Here is a 17,293-nt window from a genome sequence, read left to right as displayed (position 1 = left end):
CCGACCTCTTATGCGAGCTGCTGACAATGGCGATCGGCGTCAAAGACAACGACGAAGACCTCAAAAGCTATTTCGCGGAAGCGGAAGGCTGGGATCGTGACAGGTTCGTCACCGCTGCGCGCTCGCGGCGTGTTGCCTGGATCGTCGCCTCCGTGGCGATCGCGTTTGCGGCGATATGCGCTGCCGCGGTGTTGGCGCTCACGCCGTTGAAGACGGTCGTACCCTACGTCGTCACCGTCGATCGATCGACGGGTGCTACCGACGTCACTCAAGAGCTGCGCGGCGATAAGTCGATTACCTATGACGAGGCGATCCGGAAATACTTCCTGGCCGATTACGTCCGGGCGCGGGAGGGGTGGATTCCGCAGGCACGCGAAGAGTTCTTCCGCAAGGTGCTGGCGCTCTCAACGCGAGAGGAACAGGCGCGTTGGACGGCCTTCTACAAGAAGGACAACCCGGACTCTCCGCAAAATCAGCTCACCGCGAACGATGCGGTCTTTGTCGCGATCCGATCGGTCGCCTTCATATCACCGAACGTCGCGCAGGTTCGCTTCGTGAAGCGCCTCGAACGCGATCAACAGGTGATCGAGACGCCGGCCATCGCGACCATCACTTTCAATGTGCTGTCCAAGCCGGAAACGGAATCTGGACGCTACGCCAACCCGCTCGGTTTCCAAGTGAAGTCCTACCGAGCCGATGCGGAGGTGCCGACACGATGAAGAGCATCCTGCTTATGGCCGCATCGCTGGGAGCGCTCGTGCCCGCGTCGGCATTTGCCGAACAGACGCCGCGGCAGCTCGGACCGGATCAGCGCATCCGCGAGGTCAACTATACCGACGGTAATGTCATCAAAATCCGCAGCGGCTTTCGTACCGCGACGCAGATCGAGTTCGCCCCTGGCGAGGTCATCAAGTTCGTCGCGATGGGCGACACGGTGTCATGGGAGGTCGCACCGGCAGACGATTCGCTGTTCGTGAAGCCCCGCGAACGGGCCGGGGTGACGAACCTCATCGTCGTGACGGAGTTTCAGGGCACGAAGCGCAACTACACCTTCGAGCTGACAGCCGTCGCCGGTGCGCGTGCGACGGGGACGTTCTTCAAGGTCCGGCTACGCTATCCCGAGTATGAGGCGCAGCAAGCGGTTCTTGCCACGCAACAAGCGCAGCTCGCGGCTGCGCTGGCGGCACAGAACGGCGCGGTCAAGGTGGCGCTCGACCTCGGTGTTCTCGAAGGCAAGCGCAACCTGAATTATAAAGTCGAGGGCTCCTCCGACATTCAACCGTCGGAGATCAGCGACAACGGTCAGTTCACCGTTTTGCGCTTCCCGAACCAGCGCGAAATCCCCGCGATCTTCACGGTGAATCCCGACGGAAGCGAGGCGACGGCCGCGTTCGATGTGCGTGATGAGTTCGTGGTCGTCCACGGCATCTACAAGCAAATGCGCCTTCGCAGGGGCAAGGTCGTCCTCTGCATCTACAACGAAAGCCCGAGCTTCTACGGCCGTGATCCCAAGACGGACACCGCATCCGAAGTCGTCGAGCGCACGACGGAGAAGTGACGTGAGCGATAAACGATTCGACGTCGACGCGACGCCCGAAGCAGGCGAGATCGACCGCTCCCCCGCTGCCGACCGCCCGAACCGCATCCCATCACTCAATGCGGCTCAATGGGACAACAGGAAGGTGCTGGTCGGCGCGGCGCTTGCTGGCGGAATCGTCTTCGCGGCCCTGACAGTCGTCACCGGAACCGGGAGTAACAAGGCACTGGAGGTGAAGAAGGCGCCTCCTGCGGTCGAGGCGCCTTACGATCCCAAGTCGGTGATCGCACCGACGCTCGCCACGGCACCTCGCGACCCGAACGCCCCGGTGCAGCTCACCGGAACGCAGGTTCCAGCGATCGGTCCCGACGGGCAGCCGATCACTCCGTATCCATCGACCGGAACGTCAGGCCAGCAAACCCGCGCGCAGTCTGAAGCCGAGCGGCGCGCGAATGAGGCCCGCCAACTCAGCGACAATGCCCGACGATCAACGCTGATCGCCTACAACGGCAACCAGAGCGGTCCGAATGGCGGCCGCACGCTCGGCGACAACACCGGGGACAGCGGCGACGCGGCACCGCAGGGCGGTAGCGCCACGTCGGCCACCCGGACCAACCTCGATACGCTCAAGCAAACGTCGGTGATCGGCACCGCCACGGCCCGCATGATCGGCAACCGCAACTATCTCGTCACCGCGGGCGCGATCATCCCCTGCGTTCTGCAAACGGCGATGGACAGCACCGTGCCGGGCTACACCACCTGCATCATCCCTCGCGATATCTACTCAGACAACGGTCGCGTCGTGTTGCTCGAGAAAGGCACGCGCGTTTTCGGCGAGTATCAGGGTGGTTTGCAACGCGGTCAGGGTCGGCTCTTCGCGATGTGGACGCGGGCAGTCACGCCACGGGGCGTCGCGATCGATATAGGTTCCCCGGCGTCCGACTCCCTCGGCCGCGCAGGCATCACCGGCAAAATCGATCGGTTCTTCTGGCAGCGGTTCGGTGCTGCTCTTCTGTTCAGCGTCCTCGATACGGGTGGACAGATTGCCGGGCAGGCCGTCAGCCCGGCCGGGTCGACCGTCTTCCGCACGCCCGGTGACACCACCTCGTCGGTCCTGCAGGATACACAGACGATCCGCCCCGTCGTACGGGTCAACCAAGGGTCCGAGCTGGCGATAACGGTCGCCAAGGATTTCGATTTTTCCCAGGTCTACGGGCTCGGTCTGAAGTGACCGCACCGGGCTTCCGCAACACGGCGATTCTCGATCATGCCGTACGCCCGCTTCGACGCTATCTCGACGAAGACGACGTGACGGAAGTCGTCATCAACGAACCTTCGATCATCGGCGTCGAACGGCATGGCGGATGGACCTGGGAGGAGGAGCCGGACCTTACCCTCGAAGCTCTCAACGGGCTGGCCCGCGCTGCCGCTGCATTCACGTCGCAGGACGTGACGCGCGAGACGCCGATCTGCTCGACGGTCTTCCCGACCGGCGAGCGCGTCCAGCTCGTCCTTCCCCCCGTAGTACCGGACGGCACCGTCTCGATTACGGTGCGCAAACCGTCGACGAAGACGATGACGATGGCGGATTTCGAGGCGAGCGGCCTATTCGCAGAAACCAAGGTCGCCACCAAAAGGGTCAGTCCGGTTGAGGAACGGCTGCTGGGCCTGCTCAACACCGGAAAGCACGTCGAGTTCTTCAACCTTGCCGTGCGAAGCCGGCTCAACATCCTGATCTCGGGCGCGACCGGCTCGGGAAAGACGACGTTTTCCAAGGGGCTCATCAAGCTCATTCCAGAGAATGAGCGGTTGCTGACGATCGAGGACACGCGCGAGCTTGTCGTGCCGCACAGGAACGTCGTTCACATGATCTACAGCAAGGATGGCACCGGCACCGCCAAGGTGACGGCAAAGGAGCTGCTGGAAAGCGCACTGCGCATGAGGCCCGATCGCATCCTGCTCCAAGAACTGCGCGACGGAACCGCCTTTTTCTACCTCCGCAACGTCAACAGCGGCCACCCAGGCTCGATCACCACCATACACGCGGATTCGGCCGAGCTTGCGTTCGAGCAACTGACGCTGCTGGTGAAAGAGAGCGAAGGCGGCGCCGACCTAGCCCGGGACGACATTCGCTCGCTCCTAAAAATCCTCGTCGACGTCGTGGTTCAGATGAAAAAGGTCGACGGCAAGTTCCGAATGACGGAGATCTACTACGATCCGGCAGGGCGTCATGCAGCCTAACCGGCGCGCACTCTTCGCCTTCGGCATTCCGGTTGCGCTCGTCGTCGCGTTCCTGATCGCCTCTGTCATCGCCTGGATATATCTTGGGCTTCCCAGTGCCAAGTTCGACCCGCTCAAGATGCCGGCGTTCTTCTGGTACTACCGGCACGATCCTATCGTGCTGAAGGCTTTCGGCGCCGGCATGGGGATCGGACTCTTCCTCGCGGCAATCACGATCTGGTGGTTCGCCAAACTCAAACCGCCCTTGCATGGTGCGGCGCGCTTCGCACGGGAGAGCGAGATCCGTCGCGCCGGGTTCCGTGCCGCGAACGGCATCGTCTTGGGTAAGAAAGGTGGCAAGTTCCTCACGTTCGGGGGAAGCGAGCATTGCATCGTCGAGGCCCCTACCCGTTCCGGCAAGGGCGTTGGCATCGTCATCCCCAACCTGCTGTCATGGCGGGAGTCCGTCGTCGTCCTCGACGTGAAGCGCGAGAATTGGGATGCGACGGCTGGCTTTCGCGAGAAGCACGGCCAAGCCGTCTACCTGTTCAACCCAACCGAACCGGACGGCCGAACCGCCCGCTACAATCCTCTCGGCTACATCGATCGCATCGATCCCGACGAAGTAATCATCGAGCTGCAGAAGATCGCGACGATGCTGTTCGTCGCGCCCGAACGCGGCGAGCCGTTCTGGACGGACTCGGCACGGACTGCCTTCGTCGGAGTGGGTGCCTATCTCGCAGTTTCCGATCGGTCGTTCACCATCGGCTCGATCTACCGCTTGATGACGACCGGCGACACGCGCGGGTTCTTCCGCCGCGTTCTTGAGGAGCGGCACGATCTGTCGCAAGGTTGCCGCAACGCCCTCGCCGACTTCACGTCCGGCGCCGACAACACATTCGCGGGCATCGTCCAGACCGTCACCTCAAAGCTAAGCCTGTGGCTCAACCCACGGGTCGACGCGGCGACGGAGACGAGCGATTTCGATCTGCGCGAGCTACGCACCACCCCTATGTCGGTATATCTTGGGGTATCGCCCGACGAGCTGGACCGCGTCGCGCCGCTCTACAATCTGCTGTTTCAACAGCTGATCGACCTTAACGTGCGCGAGCTGCCGGGCACGCAGACCCCGCTACAGGTTCTCGTCATCCTCGACGAGTTTGCACGCATCGGCCGGGCGCAGACGATCGCCAGCGCCTTCTCCTACGTTGCTGGCTACGGCATCCGACTTTTGCCAGTGATCCAGTCCAGGTCGCAGCTCCGCGCGGTTTATGGCGAGCATGTCGCCAACGAGATTGTCGCCAATTGCGGGGTAGAAGTCGCCTTCACGCCGAAGGAGCTGCGTGTCGCGAATGAGCTATCCGAGCGGATCGGATATGTCGGTCAGGAATCCGTCACGAAGTCGCTGACCATCCACGGCATCCTCGCCAATCGCTCCAAATCCATGTCGGATCAGCGCCGCGCCCTTCTGTTGCCGCAAGAGCTGATGCAATTCCCCGATACCGAACTGCTTCTGATGAGGGGCGGCATTCCCCCCATTCACGGCGACAAAATTCGGTATTTCGAGGATGCCCTATTCAGGAGCCGGCTAGCGCAGGCACCGGTGGTGGCTCCGATCCCGCAGAGGATCGATGACGCTGAGGAGCTGCCAGCTTGCGTCGAACCGACGTTCGACCAGCTCACTGACCCCGATCCGATGTCATTCGCGATGGATAGCGTCATCATCCAGGAGTTCCCCGACATGCTCATCGACGTGTCGACCGAGGAACGAGGCGACGAACTTGTAGGTGTGATCGAACAGGAGCGGTGAAATGGATAAGAAAACCGACACTGCCAGCGTCGAAGTCGATCGGCGCCGTCGAACGATGGAGGTGCCCTCCGATCTCGATTCGAGGTTTTTACGGGTCGGCAACAAGCTCTATCGGAGCCCACACGACAAAGAGCCGATGGCGACGATCACCCCCGATCGCATCAAGGCCAAAGATAAAGAGTCGCTGCCCGATCTTATCCGTCTGGCCAAAGAGAATGGGTGGACGTCGCTTCGGATCGATGGCGACGAAGGATTTAAGCGGGCAGCATATCTCGCGGCTACGGCGCAGGGGCTCAAGATCGACGGGTATCAGCCAGACGCTAAGACGAAGGCTGCAGCCGAACGCGAACAGGCTCGCCAACCTGGCGCGATGCCGACGAAGGCGCAGGCCGCTCGCACCGCAAACCAGGTTCGCGACGCCAAGGAGCAACCCGATCCCGGGCCCGATTTAGCCGAGCGATTTCGTCGACAGACGGATGTGCAAAATGCCAAAGACCCCGAGCTGCGTAAGGCGCAAAGCCACGTCGCACTGGCGATGGTCGCGGCGGCCAATCGCTTCCCGGGTGAGCATACCAAACAGCGTGAGTTCGTCGCAGAGCGCAAGGAGGAGGTCGCCGCCCGGATCGATCGGGGCGAGCGGATCGCCGGCGTCGAGGTCAAGCAGAAGCAGGATCAGCAGGTCCGCGATATGACCCAGGAAGTGATTTACGAGAAGTCGCGCTCGATCGGGGGCCGGTGATGGTGAGGTGTGCCACGTGGCACACCTTCCCAATCTGGACAGGAGAGGGCCAAGAGCCGCTCGCCCGTCAAAGATCAAACAATTACGACGATCTTGCCGATCTGCTCGTTGGATTTGAGAAATCGGGTTGCTTCCCGGATTTGGTCGAACGGGAATGTCCGCGACACGAGCGGGTCTAGCTTGCCGCTTTCCAGACCATCGGTGATGAAGGCTTTCGCCCGAGCAAGCGCGTCGTCATCGCTGACGATTTCGGTGTAGAGGTAGCCCTTGATCGTGAGGCTCTTGCCCAGCACCGCGAACTGCGGGAACGGCCCCTCGTCCGGGCTGAGAGCCCCATACTCCAGTAAGATGCCGCCCACAGCCATGACTTCGGCAAACTGGGCGATGGCAGGACCGCCGATCGGATCGAATACCACGCGGGCACCCTTGCCGCCGGTGATCTCCTTCACGCGCGCCGCCAACTCGCCTTCGGCGGTGGGGATCCACATGAAGCGCGCCGGCGTCGGTGAGCGCCTGCGCCTTGGCATTCGTACGGGTGGCCGCAATCACCGTTGCTCCGACGCTGCGAGCCACCTGGATCGCCGCGATGCCGACGCTGCTGGATGCGGCTGAAACAATCACGAAGTCCTTGGCGGTGACCTTCGCCTGATCGATGAGCGCGCCCCAGGCGGTGACATACTGCATCCAGGACGCGGCTGCCTTCTCGAATGAAAGGGCGGTGGGATGCTTCACGACATAGCGCGCCGGGATGTTGATGATCTCGCCGTAGGTGGACCAGCGCGACATATCGAGCGTGGGGATGACGCTGACGGCGTCGCCCTCCGCGAAGTCCGACACGTTGCTGCCCGTCGTCTTGACCGTGCATGCGGCCTCGTAGCCGAGCCGCGAGGGGAAGTCCGCTTCCTGCAGGTAAGCGCCGTTGCGGAACATCACCTCTGCGCGGTTCAGGCCTATGGCTCGGACCGCGATCTGCACCTCGTTGGCGGCAGGCGTAGAAACCTCAATGTCATCGATGCGCAGCACGTCTGCGGGGCCGTATTCGTGAAAGCGTACAACGCAAGTCATGGTCTGATCCTCTGGTAGATAGATGGCGATGATTGGAGCGGCGCAGTTTGTGCGACGGTTACATGTTGATCGCGCGAACGAGGCGGACGCCCCAGTCCTCGTCAGGGTTCGTGGTGCCGTCACCCAAGCGCTCCTGCATCACCGCAACCGCCAGGTCCCGGCGCTTAGGAAGCCGGTCCTTCTCTGCAGCGCCGAGAGCTGAGGGAATCTCGGCCAGGGTTAGGTCGGTGCAATAGACTGGCGCGCCGGCCTGCTGACGCCACGAGGCCGCGAGCGAGCCGGCATCGAAGGCATCCAGACCTGTATCGCTGACCAGCGCCATCGTGACCCGCCGATCGCGCTCGCGATCCGCTGCAACGGGAATGGCGATCCGGTCCGGTGTCCCTGCCGACTTACCCTTCTTCGCAAGCGACGCGGAGCCGATCGCATTCCATGCCTTTGCGATTGGGCGGCCAAGTTGCTCAGCCACCCAGAGGCTTTCGACCTGCCCGTCTTCGATCGCCTGGATTTTGGAGTCCCGGAACGGGTAATAGTTGGAGGTGTCGATCACGACCGTCTCGTCAGGCAGGCGAGCCACCAACGGTGCAATTCCGGCGATACGGTTGAGAGGTATCGAGAGGACGACGACCTCAACGTCGGTCAGCGCAACCTCCGTCGTCACGGCACGGGCGCCGGCTGACAGGAGCTCGGGATCGATCGTCTCGGGCCCGCGCGAGTTGGCCACCTTCACCTCATGGCCCGCCTCGCTCAACTTGGTGACGAGTGTCTTGCCGATGTGACCTGTTCCAAGAATGCCGATCTTCATGCGTCGTTCCTCTGCGATCGTTGCTTCGCACCGGGAACTATGGTCAGGTGCCATTATCAACAAGAGCCCACCTAAAAGTGGGTAACCCACTAAGAGGTAAGTGTCGCATGAAGCGTGACTGGCAGTGTGAGGACCCACAGCAGCAGCTTGTTTGGGCCGCCGCTACGAGCGAGGCGCTCCGCGTTTTGGAGGGCAAGTGGAAGATGGTAATCATTTTCCAGCTCTTTGCCGCAAGGGCACCACTGCGGTTTTCCGAACTCGAACGACGTGTCGAAGGGGTGAACCAGAAGATGCTAATTCAACAGCTCAAGGATTTGGAGAAGGACGGGATTGTGACCCGAACGATCTATCCGCAGGTTCCCCCCAGGGTCGAATACGCACTGAGTGAGATCGGTCTTGCGCTCGGACCATCGATCGAAGCTCTGATCGATTGGACCTTCATGCGGCGAGAAGCCACACCGCCAGCTTAGACCTACGAGGAGTCTGTTCTGCCAGCCTGGTTCTAGCTGACGCGTCGCACTAGCTGAGCGATCAGTGACTAACGCCGTCTGGTTGGCGGTGGAGGTGTGCCACGTGGCACACCTCGATCCAGTTGCGGGTCGGTTCTCGATCGATCCTGTGCTTCTCGGACGCGCTTCGTGGCATCGCGGAGCATCATGTCCGGCACCGTTTCGATGCCCGCACGCTCTTGGACGAACTTCCGGACGTCGCCGGCAAGCTGGCGGTCTTCAAGGTTGCCGGTGCGATCGAGGCGGTCGGCCGCGGCCTCGTAGCGCCGTTTGGTGTCCTGCCAGCGTGCCCGCGTATTAGTAGCGAGCGCTGGCTGCTGGGCCTTGCCGAGAGCGATTTGCATCGCCTCGCGCGCTTGCCACAGATCGGTATCGGTAGGTTGGCGGGACGCACCGTTGCGTATGCGCGCGCGCAACTGCGTCAGGGCCATGCTGGTGCCTGCCCTCCCCTGTCCGCGCGTATAGCGCGGCGTGGCCTCTGCCTCGACGCCGCGACTGCGCAGCGCTTCGGCGAACGCCTCGCGGAAACGAAACAGATCCTCGCGGCGTGGATCGAAGCGCTTGCGGTCCATTCCTTCCGCTTGAACCGTCAGATGAACATGCGGCCTGGGTGTGTCGGTGTGAAGAGCGAGTACGTAGTCGTGATTGTCACCGATCAATCGTTCGGCCGCTTCCCTGACGGACTCCCTTACCTTGTCGGGGTTGGTGCCTACTGGCATTGAGAACACCATCGCGACGGCCGAAACCGATGTCCCCTGCCGCCAATAAAGCGGGTCGGACCATTCGTCCGCGATCTGATGCGCATCATCTTTCGACGTGATCCGCTCGCCGTCCCGTGTCTCGATTGCGATGTCGCCGTGGCGGCCGATATAATCGAGATGGGCGGCCAGATGCTTTGCACCCTTCTTCCGCCCTGTAACCTTGACCAGCACCTCCGGTGTGCGGTGAACAACCCGCGCGAGAGTGGCCCGAACGGCCGAAGCTGTCGGTCCGACGTTATGTCGGGGGGCAAACGCCCCTGTGCCGTTGACGATGCTCTTGGCGTAACGCGCGTTCGGATCGCCCACGATGCGCGGCTTGAACCGCGGTTTCATCGCCTCCCACAGCTCATCCTCGCGCTCGCCGAAGGGCATCAGTCCGCGACCTCCCAATAGGCGGCGTCGCCACGAAGCGCGCCGCCTAGCGCGTTGACCTGTTCGGTAATCTCTTCGCGCATATCGGCAATGCGTCGCAGCTCCCGCTCGATCTGCAATCCGCTATCCGCCATTAGCGAGGCGTTACCCGCCTTCATTGCCTGATTGAGGTTTCGTCCGATGCGTTGAAGCTGCATCCGGATCGGGGCGAGCGCATCGCGCAAACCGTCGTCGACGTTGCCCTTCAATCCCAGATGACGTCGCACCAGTGCTTTGATCCAACGCGAACGGTCGACACCCCGATCGGCCGCTCGCCGATCGAGCAGCGCCAACTCAGCATCGGTGAAGCTGAGCGTCACACGGTTGCCGGCGCTGTCTTCGCGTGGCGCGATCCGAGGTGCGTCGATCACCTGCTTCAATGACTGCTGAAGCACGGTCCGCAGGAGCGCGCTGCGCCCTCCCCTTCCCTCTGCAACGGCATCGAAGGCAGCCAACAAGTCGCGATCGACACGCGCCGTCAGCATCGCGGTCGGCTTGGTTGGGGATGCAGGTTGCGCGGCTGCGGACATGCTCCGAAGGAGTAATGTAATACAGAAAACACAGCAATACCTATCCTGCCATTAAACATCCCTAACCATAATCCTTCTCGCAAGTGTGCCACGTGGCACACTCAATCAGTCTTGACTGAAGCGATTTCGCGGAAGGAAAGAAGGTGTGCGAATGCGCGCGAAGATAACCATCGACGCTCTCCGTTCAACGGCCGGCGATCAGCGCCAGCTGACGATCCGGGGCGTGTCTTCGCCGTCGAAGTGGAGCAGTGCTTCCACGACGATCGCACGCTGACCCTCCACCTCGATTGTCGGCCGCTCGATCTTCTGCTTGCCACCCTTCGCCTTTGAAGACCGGGGGGCAGGGGCACTGGTGCTAGAAACCAGCGTCGACGGGACCGGTGTCGCGTCCTGAGCGCGCTCGGCAAGCTCGTCCCTGATCTCGTCGGTTGATGGGGCGGGAGGATCGACCAGGGTCTCGTCGCTGGCTTTCTCGGGTTCGCCATCCGCGCCCGGTTGCACGACAGGCGGGGGGGCAGGAGACTCGGTCACCGCGCTGGTCTTCTTCGCTCGCACGTCGCGTGCCAGCCGTTCGCACGCCAATACCGTCATATCCTCGGTCGCCGTATTCGCGATAAACGTCCGGGTCGCTGCATCGTCCACCTTGGCTGCCTGGGTAAGGGCAACGGCGCTCCGCATCGAGATATCGGCAAGTAGCGCAGAAATGTAGTCGGGAGCACTTGCGAGGCCATGATACCGGGTCAGGAGCGTGCGGTTCCGGCCTGTCTGCCGCGCTAGATCTGCAAGCGTGCGGCCGGACGCAACCTCCTTGGCGACGAAGGCCACCACGTCGGCTGTCGACAGGTTTTCGCGCTGATCGTTCTCGATGAATTGGTCGATGCGGACCTGCGCGGGATCATCCGCCTTGGCGACGATCGCGCGAACCTTGATGCCGAGTTGCTTGCACGCGCGCCAGCGACGTTCGCCGAACTGGATGCGATAGCGCCCTTCCTCATCCTTCGGAGCGACCGTCACCGGTTGAAGCTGTCCTCGTGCTTCGATCGTCCCGGCCATCTCGTTGATCGTTGCCGGATCGATGTCGCGCCGGACGTTCTCGGGATCGGGATAGAGCTGATCCGGATCGAGGAGCAGAACGCGATCCGCGTCAGCAACCTCGGCCTTGTCACTGAAGACGTCGAAATTGTCGAAGTCCATTATCCGTTGCTCCCGATCCGGGTCATGGCTTCCTCGAGAAAGGCGCGCATCGCCGGCAGCGATCCTCGTACGTCCTTGTTCAAGCGCCACACTGGCACGCGCTCTTGAAGCGCCTGGCTGTAGTGTGCGCGATCGGGAAGGTAGCCTGTGAACAGGTTTTTGCCGACCTTTTCCCGGATCGCCGCGAGCATTTCCATCTGCGCGCGGTCGTTGGCCTTCACACGGTTGGCGACCAAGCCGGCGACATGGATCGGCTTTGTTCGACCGCGCTGGTTTACCGTAGCGATCGAATCCGACACCTGCTTAGTCGATGCCGGCCCGAACGGCCCCAGCTCGACGGGAATTATCAGCGAGTCCGCTACCATCAGCGCCGCGAAATTGATCCAGGACCAGGAGGGAGGCGTGTCGATGACGCAGAAATCGAACGCAGGACCAAGCTGCGGGAAGTTGGTCCGGATATTTCCAAGCGCCTTCGTGTAATCCGCGTCATACTCGCCGCCCATGCGGTTCGAATAGATCGACAGGCGAGGCGCGGAAGCGGGCGGCGAGTAGCGGGGCTCGAACAGAGGCTTGCACGTGCCAAGGCTCTCGAACTCTGCCAGCGCCGCGGTCGCGTTGCACTGGCGATCGAGATCGAGAAACAGAACGCGATGGCCGGCGTCCGCTAGTATCCATGCCAAATGGCAGGCGATCGTCGTCTTGCCCGCGCCGCCCTTTTCTACGTTGATGGCGATAGTCTTCACGTCCTACCAGCCACGATCCGACGAGTTGTTCCAATGGTCGTAGCCGCGGTAGTTGGAATCGGTGCGCGTGTTGCGCCGCGCCTCCTCGTCAGCCGTGTCGCCGCTCCAGACGCGCGGGTTCTCGCTGCGGCCCACGCCCGACAGCAGACCCCAGCCGAGGAATACGATAAACCCGATCGTTAGTAGGTGGTCTAACATGGCCTCAGCCTCCGTCGCCTTGATGAAAGGCCGATCCTGTAATAAGTGGTATCTAAATCCTCGTCAATATGAGATACCAACAATTCTATGACGACGAATGACTCTAGCAAGCTCGGCTCGGTCGGTCGCCCGCGAATTAATGCAGAGCAGACGATGGCCCGGTTTCCGCCGGGGACATTGGCCCGGATCAAGGCATTGCTGCGCCCGGGAGAAACGGTTGCCGATTTCATGCGCGAGTCCGTCGAGATGGAAATGCGGAGGCGAGAAGGGCCGCCGGTAGGCGGCCCCGACCGTACCTAGTCGCGGTCCTCCGAACCCTTGGCGAGGATCGCGAAGCCGTCGGCGATCAGCTCGACCGTATAGCGCTTGCCATCGGCCACATCGTAGGAGTTCTGCCGAACTCGGCCGGTGATATGGACGAGATCGCCCTTCTGCGATTTGGCGGCGCGCTCGATTAGCTTGCCGAATACCGTCACCTCGTTCCAGTGCGTGTCCGTCTCCCACTCGCCGTTCTCCTGCCGGTTGTAGTTGGCGGCGACGCTGACCTTCGTCACCTTGTCATGCTCGGTGATCTTGCCAACCCGCCCGATGATCCGAAACTCCGCGATGTTCTGCATGATCCTGTCCTTCGATCGATCAGGCTAATTCCTGATGGGAATTGAAGGGGAGCGCGGGCGCCGCGATCAAGCGAAAAAACGGAGGGTCCGCGGAGCGGAAACCGTAGGCAAAGCCGGTTATTCGCTTGATCGTAGAAGGCGGCGAGCGCCCATTTCCCATCACCCAGGAATAGCCGGGTGAAGGGCTCGGCCTTGGGCCATCGCGATCGGTGTGGGGTTTGGCTGGTGCTAGGATTTCGGTATGTGGCGACGATGGGCGCAGATCGGTTCGGCCTGCGGGGAAACCGAGTGTCGACAACGTGGAAAGGGGATGACGCCGGTGACTACCGCGCCGCCCTTGCTAGGAACTTGGCGCTACGGCCGCGATCATACCCGGAAAACGGCTCGACCAAGCATCAGCTCAACCATTTGGCGCAACAGAATACGCATGCTCCTTTCGGGAGCACCGCGCCGTAGGCGCGTCCCTCGGTCGGGCTTGGTAAAGGTGGTTTTGTTAAGTTTCCTGATCGGGTTCAGCGTTGCTTTGCCGGCAGGCATTAGAGCGTTGGCCGGCTAGGCCAACTCCGTACCGAACATAGAATAGATGAATCTAGGAGCGGTTGACCATTTTTTTGAGACTCTCGTTCCTCGATGCCGATGGCGAGGCGCATCATGATGCTACGGAGGCCGGCGTCGTTGATATCCTCGGCCACAACCTGGCGGGGCGAGCGCCATAGACGCATCGCCTCGATTTCTTCGATACGATCGGCATCCCGCTGCACCACGTCGTCGGGCAGCGGAGAAGGGCGAAAGCATCGCGGAAGGAAACCGACTAGGCGGTTCGGAAAACGCATCCGATAGACGTTGGACGTCTGTTCAAAGCGTGCTTTCGGGCGATCGGGTGTCGGTTCAATCGGGACGCATCGTCTCTGCTTGTCGAGCAACCCCATTTTAAGAAGGATCGACAAGCCGCGCCCGACGCTCGCACGCGACAATCCGGTGTGCGTCTCGATCCACTCCCATGTTGGGAAGACCTTGCCGGCGCAGGTGCGAGCGAGCTGCGTTAGCTGCTCGAACACCCGCACTGCTGCAGGCGTAATCAGCGTAACGAGGCGTTCGGCCTCAGTGAGCTGGCGCCCCTCGGTGCGGGCAAGGCGCCTGATGGCGTTCTTGCGTTTCAGCAGCTCCACGGCGTTGCGATACAGCCGGTCCGTCTCGCCCTTGCCGTAGCTGTAGAAAAAGTCGTCCTCGAACGTGCCAGCCTTACGGCTGTGAGGATGCACGTGCGCGCGCGTCGGGTTCGGTGCCCCCGATCGCGACCTGGCGCGCTCGTTTGTCGCTCGTTCGAGCGCCATGAAGCTCGCGCGCGCAATCGTAATAGCTCCCATCGTCCGTCCCCTCTTCGGAGGCCGGGACCAGGCAAAACAAGAACGTGGCGCGAAGCGCGCTCCCTTGAACCGAGGCTCGAGAACGGATATGAGAAGGGTGCGTATTGTCCCCAATGGGGTCCCGATCGATGCCGCCAAGCATCGCTCATCACGTTCCAGGGTGCCCGGCCTTCGTGCCGGGCATTCGTTTATGTGGTCACAGCCGATCCCTTTGATGCCCGTCGAATAATGCCGACAGCGCAACGGGATTTTGGCGCAAGCTGCGCTTGAACGAAATAGAAACAGTTCGTGCTTTCGCGGACTTATGCCAACAAAGGTTCGTGCTTTCGCGGACCTAGGCTAGTCCTTTTCGTGCTTTCGCGGACCGAAGTTCGTGCTTTCGCGGACGCTGCTTCGTGTTTTCTCGGACCGTTGCCGTCTCGAGATCGAATCAGTTGAACGCCATTCGTTACGCGGAAAGTAGGCTCGCCTTCGGTGTGATAGTCACAGTCGTCGAAGCTGTTGTTCGGCGTTTACCCGCTGCTGTCTCAACCGATGCTCCGTCATCCATGACGATGTGATAATCGGGCACGGTGTCCGCATCCGATATTCCCTTCATCACATGCCGGAAGTGCTTCAGCGAATTTTGGTAGCCGAGCTGCAGCCGCAAGTCGTCGAGGCCGACTTGGACCGATCCGTCTTTGCAGGTCGATCGAGCGACTTCGTAGAGTCGACGCTCGACCGGGCCGAGCTGGAAATAAAGCGGTGAGTAGTCCAGCACACGACGATCGCGCAGGATCGCGCGGTATAACCAATCGCACAGCCGTACCTTCACGCCCTTCAACCGCTTATCGCCACTTTTGGTCTTCGTATAATGAAGCTGCGCCTCCGACAGCCAGGAGAAGAAGCCCGACTGCCCCTCTCCACCAGCCTCGATATTTGTCTTGATCTGCGTGCCCTGCAGCCGCTCCAGAGCATCGGACAACCGCGTATAGGATCGCGCCGATCCACTTACCCCAGTGACGCGAAAAAGATCGTGGGCTGTAAAGTAGAAGTCCTGGGCCACTGCCTCACCGGCGTCGAGCTTTGCAACGAGCAAGCTGGCGATATAGAGTAAGACTTCCTTGTCGTAGATCGTGGCAACGCCGCGCGGACCAGGACCGATCTCGATCGATACCGTGTCGGTCTTGTAGATCAGCGACCGCTTCCAAGCCGTCTTGGTCAGCGCGAAGAACGGGTAAGCCATCAAAGACTGCTCGCCGCGGACCTCGGTCAGCAGCGGACTATCAAGGACGAACAGGTTGCCTTGTGAAGATGCTCCCTCCGTCATACCGCAACCTGTAGGGGCACCGAAAAAGACGGGGTCCGCGAAAGCACGAACGCTCGATCGCCCGGGTCCGCGAAAACACGAATGGCAGCATCGTTTCCCTCGTGAAAGGGGCCGCTGCCGACCCGATCGCCGTCAATCTTCGTGTTTTCGCGGACCAACCTTTGCGCGGTATCACCGGCGTCGCCTCGTCTCACAAATGATCGTTTTTGATGCGCCATCATGTGCGAACCTGTAGCAGTCGATGCGGGCGTCTCAAAACACTTTCGCGATTGAGCCGTATCATGATAGGCATCGGTTATGAGTTTTGAGAACGCTATATGCTGATCGGCTATGCGCGGGTGTCGACCCCAGAACAGGATTTAACTCCGCAGCTCGCAGCGCTGCACAGCGCCGGATGCGAGCGAACCTTCTCCGATAAGGCGAGCGGTGCAAAAGCCGATCGTGCCGGGTTGGCCGACGCGCTCTCGCATGCACGCACTGGCGACATACTCGTCGTGTGGAAGCTCGACCGGCTCGGCCGAACGATGAAGGGGCTAATCGACCTCTCGGCCGATCTCGCGGCGCGGGGAATCGGGCTCAGATCGATCACGGATGGAATCGACACCGCGGGCACGGCGGGCAAACTCGTTTTTCATATCATGGCAGCGATGGCTGAGATGGAGCGTGACTTAGTACGCGAACGCACCACAGCTGCGTTGATCGTCGCACGGCGTGAGGGCAGGGTGGGTGGCCGCAAGACAGTAATGACACCCAAGCGCCTCGAGGCCGCGCGAAAACTCCTAGCCTCTGGAATGACTGCTCGTGAAATTGCGCCGACAATCGGAGTATCGGTCGCGACGCTCTACCGCCACCTACCAGCTTCCACTCAAGAAGCGATCAGCGCGGAAGGGATGAACAACTGACATCTTGTACCAAAACTTCTGACACTGGATTGTGACGCTTGCAGCCCGCGTAGAAGCGTGAGCTTGCCTGCTGCGGCGAAACCGACCGAGACTGTTGAAAAACTCGGCAAGCAGGCAGTGCGTCTACCTCGCGCGTAATATGATTACTTGCAGGTAGCAGCTTTTGCACAAGGAGTTGCGACGGTCAGCAGAATACGAAAAGAATATTGCTCGAACCAATGCCCCCTTCCAAGCTAGAGCGACTTTTTCAACAGCCTCGACCGGTTCTGACACCAGAGACCACCAGACAGTGGCTTCGACTTCTAAAAAGGATGCGCCAGCCCTTGAGGCTTAACGGATCCGTATGATGCATCCCGCCTCAGAGCGCGATGAACGCAAGCCATCCAGGCGGATGAGCACAGTTTAGTTTGTTTCCTGATATGCTTAGTACAAGGTTATTGCATCAGGATATTATTGGAGTAGCCTTACTGCATTGTAAGGGGTTGGGGGGGGCGAGATGAGGTGCACGTTGTATGCCGTGGGAGTGCTTCTAGCTGGGTCAAGCCCGTTAGCCGCGCAGGTAGACCAATCTTCTGC

Annotated in this window: 18 protein-coding genes and 1 pseudogene; 9 read left to right on the top strand and 10 right to left on the bottom strand. The window is 61.1% G+C overall.

Going from position 1 to position 17,293, the window contains the following annotated elements:
- Positions 1–26 precede the first annotated feature (26 nt).
- Genes NEF64_RS19035 through NEF64_RS19010 form a run of 6 tightly spaced genes read left to right on the top strand, consistent with a single transcriptional unit; the run spans position 27 to position 6,306 of the window.
- Positions 27–719, top strand: coding sequence for a VirB8 family type IV secretion system protein (locus tag NEF64_RS19035; RefSeq protein ID WP_252575094.1), 693 nt, complete (start codon positions 27–29; stop codon positions 717–719).
- Complete coding sequence (locus NEF64_RS19030) at positions 716–1,558, top strand: TrbG/VirB9 family P-type conjugative transfer protein (RefSeq protein ID WP_252575092.1); 843 nt, start codon at positions 716–718, stop codon at positions 1,556–1,558. The genes NEF64_RS19035 and NEF64_RS19030 overlap by 4 nt, the downstream gene beginning before the upstream one ends.
- 1 nt (position 1,559) lies before the next feature.
- The gene (virB10, locus tag NEF64_RS19025) at positions 1,560–2,768 is read left to right on the top strand and encodes a type IV secretion system protein VirB10 (protein ID WP_252575090.1); all 1,209 of its coding nucleotides are present in this window, start codon (positions 1,560–1,562) and stop codon (positions 2,766–2,768) included.
- On the top strand, positions 2,765–3,778 hold the full coding sequence (gene virB11 / locus NEF64_RS19020; protein WP_252575088.1) for a P-type DNA transfer ATPase VirB11: 1,014 nt from the start codon (positions 2,765–2,767) through the stop codon (positions 3,776–3,778). The genes virB10 and virB11 overlap by 4 nt, the downstream gene beginning before the upstream one ends.
- The gene (locus NEF64_RS19015) at positions 3,768–5,567 is read left to right on the top strand and encodes a type IV secretory system conjugative DNA transfer family protein (protein ID WP_252575087.1); all 1,800 of its coding nucleotides are present in this window, start codon (positions 3,768–3,770) and stop codon (positions 5,565–5,567) included. The genes virB11 and NEF64_RS19015 overlap by 11 nt, the downstream gene beginning before the upstream one ends.
- 1 nt (position 5,568) lies before the next feature.
- The gene (locus NEF64_RS19010; protein WP_252575233.1) at positions 5,569–6,306 is read left to right on the top strand and encodes an LPD7 domain-containing protein; all 738 of its coding nucleotides are present in this window, start codon (positions 5,569–5,571) and stop codon (positions 6,304–6,306) included.
- A 74-nt stretch (positions 6,307–6,380) separates the two neighbouring features.
- On the opposite strand, the pseudogene NEF64_RS19005 reads toward NEF64_RS19010, so the two are convergent.
- Both NEF64_RS19005 and NEF64_RS19000 read right to left on the bottom strand, forming a co-directional pair.
- Positions 6,381–7,371, bottom strand: a pseudogene (locus NEF64_RS19005) (zinc-dependent alcohol dehydrogenase family protein).
- 58 nt (positions 7,372–7,429) lie between these two features.
- Complete coding sequence (locus NEF64_RS19000; protein ID WP_261362633.1) at positions 7,430–8,230, bottom strand: NADPH-dependent F420 reductase; 801 nt, start codon at positions 8,228–8,230, stop codon at positions 7,430–7,432.
- A gap of 53 nt (positions 8,231–8,283) precedes the next feature.
- On the opposite strand from NEF64_RS19000, the gene NEF64_RS18995 reads away from it, so the two are divergent.
- The gene (locus NEF64_RS18995) at positions 8,284–8,646 is read left to right on the top strand and encodes a winged helix-turn-helix transcriptional regulator (protein WP_252575229.1); all 363 of its coding nucleotides are present in this window, start codon (positions 8,284–8,286) and stop codon (positions 8,644–8,646) included.
- A gap of 68 nt (positions 8,647–8,714) precedes the next feature.
- Here NEF64_RS18995 and NEF64_RS18990 read toward each other — a convergent pair whose 3' ends face one another.
- The 5 genes from NEF64_RS18990 to NEF64_RS18970 all read right to left on the bottom strand — a co-directional run bounded on the left by NEF64_RS18990 (position 8,715) and on the right by NEF64_RS18970 (position 12,522).
- The gene (locus NEF64_RS18990; protein ID WP_252575227.1) at positions 8,715–9,818 is read right to left on the bottom strand and encodes a relaxase/mobilization nuclease domain-containing protein; all 1,104 of its coding nucleotides are present in this window, start codon (positions 9,816–9,818) and stop codon (positions 8,715–8,717) included.
- On the bottom strand, positions 9,818–10,342 hold the full coding sequence (locus NEF64_RS18985) for a hypothetical protein (RefSeq protein WP_252575226.1): 525 nt from the start codon (positions 10,340–10,342) through the stop codon (positions 9,818–9,820). The genes NEF64_RS18990 and NEF64_RS18985 overlap by 1 nt, the downstream gene beginning before the upstream one ends.
- Before the next feature lie 243 nt (positions 10,343–10,585).
- Complete coding sequence (locus tag NEF64_RS18980) at positions 10,586–11,671, bottom strand: ParB/RepB/Spo0J family partition protein (RefSeq protein ID WP_252575225.1); 1,086 nt, start codon at positions 11,669–11,671, stop codon at positions 10,586–10,588.
- A complete protein-coding gene (locus NEF64_RS18975; protein ID WP_252575224.1) occupies positions 11,581–12,324 on the bottom strand; it encodes a ParA family protein in 744 nt (247 codons plus the stop codon). Before NEF64_RS18975 ends, NEF64_RS18980 begins: the two co-directional genes overlap by 91 nt.
- A 3-nt stretch (positions 12,325–12,327) precedes the next feature.
- Positions 12,328–12,522, bottom strand: a complete 195-nt coding sequence (locus NEF64_RS18970; protein WP_252575222.1) for a hypothetical protein — start codon at positions 12,520–12,522, stop codon at positions 12,328–12,330.
- Positions 12,523–12,609: 87 nt separating this feature from the next.
- Between NEF64_RS18970 and NEF64_RS19420 the strand changes: the two genes are divergently transcribed.
- A complete protein-coding gene (locus NEF64_RS19420; protein WP_420833721.1) occupies positions 12,610–12,822 on the top strand; it encodes a YlcI/YnfO family protein in 213 nt (70 codons plus the stop codon).
- Here the strand turns inward: NEF64_RS19420 and NEF64_RS18965 are convergent.
- The 3 genes from NEF64_RS18965 to NEF64_RS18955 form a co-directional block, all read right to left on the bottom strand.
- Positions 12,819–13,139: a single-stranded DNA-binding protein gene (locus tag NEF64_RS18965; RefSeq protein WP_252575220.1), complete on the bottom strand. Its 321-nt coding sequence runs from the start codon at positions 13,137–13,139 to the stop codon at positions 12,819–12,821. The genes NEF64_RS19420 and NEF64_RS18965 overlap by 4 nt on opposite strands.
- Before the next feature lie 536 nt (positions 13,140–13,675).
- Positions 13,676–14,473 carry an RNA replicase gene (locus NEF64_RS18960; RefSeq protein ID WP_252575219.1) on the bottom strand — a complete coding sequence of 266 codons (798 nt, stop codon included), beginning with the start codon at positions 14,471–14,473 and terminating at the stop codon, positions 13,676–13,678.
- A 481-nt stretch (positions 14,474–14,954) separates the two neighbouring features.
- The gene (locus tag NEF64_RS18955) at positions 14,955–15,815 is read right to left on the bottom strand and encodes a replication initiator protein A (protein WP_107955906.1); all 861 of its coding nucleotides are present in this window, start codon (positions 15,813–15,815) and stop codon (positions 14,955–14,957) included.
- Between the two features lie 317 nt (positions 15,816–16,132).
- Between NEF64_RS18955 and NEF64_RS18950 the strand changes: the two genes are divergently transcribed.
- Positions 16,133–16,717, top strand: a complete 585-nt coding sequence (locus NEF64_RS18950; protein ID WP_252575217.1) for a recombinase family protein — start codon at positions 16,133–16,135, stop codon at positions 16,715–16,717.
- Positions 16,718–17,293: the final 576 nt, after the last annotated feature.

The organism is Sphingomonas aerolata (assembly GCF_023935825.1).
GTDB classification, from domain to species: domain Bacteria; phylum Pseudomonadota; class Alphaproteobacteria; order Sphingomonadales; family Sphingomonadaceae; genus Sphingomonas; species Sphingomonas aerolata.
This window is presented reverse-complemented; position numbering and strand designations above follow the sequence as displayed.

Coding starts and splice junctions, on each gene's coding strand:
- NEF64_RS19015 (WP_252575087.1), top strand. CDS start 3,768: ATGCAGCCTAACCGGCGCGCACTCTTCGCCTTCGGCATTCCGGTTGCG.
- NEF64_RS18960 (WP_252575219.1), bottom strand. CDS start 14,473: ATGGCGCTCGAACGAGCGACAAACGAGCGCGCCAGGTCGCGATCGGGG.
- NEF64_RS18995 (WP_252575229.1), top strand. CDS start 8,284: ATGAAGCGTGACTGGCAGTGTGAGGACCCACAGCAGCAGCTTGTTTGG.
- NEF64_RS19035 (WP_252575094.1), top strand. CDS start 27: ATGGCGATCGGCGTCAAAGACAACGACGAAGACCTCAAAAGCTATTTC.
- NEF64_RS18955 (WP_107955906.1), bottom strand. CDS start 15,815: ATGACGGAGGGAGCATCTTCACAAGGCAACCTGTTCGTCCTTGATAGT.
- NEF64_RS18990 (WP_252575227.1), bottom strand. CDS start 9,818: ATGCCCTTCGGCGAGCGCGAGGATGAGCTGTGGGAGGCGATGAAACCG.
- NEF64_RS18985 (WP_252575226.1), bottom strand. CDS start 10,342: ATGCTGACGGCGCGTGTCGATCGCGACTTGTTGGCTGCCTTCGATGCC.
- NEF64_RS19000 (WP_261362633.1), bottom strand. CDS start 8,230: ATGGCACCTGACCATAGTTCCCGGTGCGAAGCAACGATCGCAGAGGAA.
- NEF64_RS18965 (WP_252575220.1), bottom strand. CDS start 13,139: ATGCAGAACATCGCGGAGTTTCGGATCATCGGGCGGGTTGGCAAGATC.
- NEF64_RS18970 (WP_252575222.1), bottom strand. CDS start 12,522: ATGTTAGACCACCTACTAACGATCGGGTTTATCGTATTCCTCGGCTGG.
- NEF64_RS19010 (WP_252575233.1), top strand. CDS start 5,569: ATGGATAAGAAAACCGACACTGCCAGCGTCGAAGTCGATCGGCGCCGT.
- NEF64_RS19420 (WP_420833721.1), top strand. CDS start 12,610: ATGACGACGAATGACTCTAGCAAGCTCGGCTCGGTCGGTCGCCCGCGA.
- NEF64_RS18950 (WP_252575217.1), top strand. CDS start 16,133: ATGCTGATCGGCTATGCGCGGGTGTCGACCCCAGAACAGGATTTAACT.
- NEF64_RS19030 (WP_252575092.1), top strand. CDS start 716: ATGAAGAGCATCCTGCTTATGGCCGCATCGCTGGGAGCGCTCGTGCCC.